This is a genomic window from Roseburia sp. OF03-24, assembly GCF_003463035.1.
Taxonomy (GTDB): domain Bacteria; phylum Bacillota; class Clostridia; order Lachnospirales; family Lachnospiraceae; genus Roseburia; species Roseburia rectibacter.
Map to the genome: position 1 here is coordinate 1 of NZ_QSCK01000090.1, position 749 is coordinate 749.

General features: G+C 43.3%; 1 pseudogene. It reads left to right on the forward strand.

What is annotated here, in order from left to right:
- Window positions 1-749, forward strand: a pseudogene (locus DXA60_RS18770) (hypothetical protein); the annotation flags it as partial.

Genomic DNA, 749 nt, shown 5'->3' on the forward strand with positions numbered 1-749 from the left:
CACTGGCTGAACTGGACTGGTAATTATACCGGAGGTTCCGGTGGAGACCAGATCGTGGATACAAAGAAATTTACATTCACAATGCCGGCAGGAAACGTTACAATGACAGCCAGTGCAGAAGCAAATAGATATACGATCCATTTTGATCCAAACGGCGGAGCCGGACATATCGACGATATCGAAACCACGTATGATACCGATGTGACACTGCCGGATGTATGGAATGCAGATGGAACAGCAGCCTATGTAAAATATACACTCGATGGTCAGAATGTGACAGATGGTGTCATTTCCGGGGCAATTCCAAAAGCAATGATGGCAGGATATGAAGAAGAAGAGGAAGACACTGAGATCGAAGACACTGAAATTGAAGATGCCGAAAGTGACGATGTAGAAAACAATGACACTGAAATCGAAAATGCTGAAACCGAAGATGATGCAAATTCAGTTATCGATGACGAAGATACCGGAAAAGATGGTAATGATGCGGATATAGCAGATGTATCGAAATCCGTGGACGATATGGATGAATCAGGCATGGAAGATAATTCTGATGAAGCTGCAGAAACACAAGCGGATTCTGATGATACAGACGCTGCAGATGAAACAGATCTCAGCGGAGATGCTATGCTGGAAAAAAGGACAGAAGATGATGCAGTCGATATGGATGCTTTAAAAGACGCAGATCTGGATAAAACTGAGGAAGATAAGAAAGCCGAAGCACCAAAGAAAAAGGTATATGCATCCAT